Origin of the sequence: Nocardioides sp. Root190, assembly GCF_001428565.1 — a bacterium.
In the GTDB taxonomy this organism is placed as follows: domain Bacteria; phylum Actinomycetota; class Actinomycetes; order Propionibacteriales; family Nocardioidaceae; genus Nocardioides.
Window position 1 is genome coordinate 115,538 of record NZ_LMIA01000002.1, and the last position, 641, is coordinate 116,178.

Here is a 641-nt window from a genome sequence, read left to right on the forward strand (position 1 = left end):
TGACCGGGCGGATGATGATGCTGGTGGTTTCGCGGGAGCGGAGCCATTGCTTGATCTGTGCGGTGGTGACGGGTTTGTCTCCCCACCTGCCGACGGGGTTCTCGCCGGTGAGGGTGGTGTCGGTGATGTGGAGGTCCATGACGACCTTGCGGCCGGCGGAGCGGACGGTGATCTCACCGGTGTGTTCGTCGGTGGTGAGGAGGTCCAGGGCGAGGTCGCGTCGGGCGATGGCGCCGACTGCTTGTGCTCGTCGGGCGTCGAGGGATCCTTCGTCACCGAGGCGTCCCCGGACTTCTGCTTCGCGGGCGATGGCCTGGTTGAAGTCATGTCCGTCGGCGACGTCGACGATGGCGGTGATGAGGGCGTTGCCGTGCTCGTCGGCCTCGGAGATCTCGCAGAACCGGTGTTCCTGCGCCTTCTGGCGCTCGGCCTCGGCGCGTTCGGGGTCGAACCGGATGATGGCTTCGGTGATGAGTCGGTCGAGCTGCGCCCAGCTCACGCCACCGACGGCTGCGAGCTGGCGGTCGACGAACGCTGCCGCATCTGGTGTCAGTGACCTGGTCTGGTCGGCGATGCGGTGGGCCTTGTAGGGCGGTATCCGGCCCGCGATGACGGAGGCGAAGACCGACGGGAGGCGCCAG

The 641-nt window shown here is 67.6% G+C and carries 1 pseudogene; it reads right to left on the minus strand.

Annotated features, from left to right (window positions below):
- Window positions 1-641 (minus strand): annotated as a pseudogene (locus ASE01_RS24760) (13E12 repeat family protein); the annotation flags it as partial.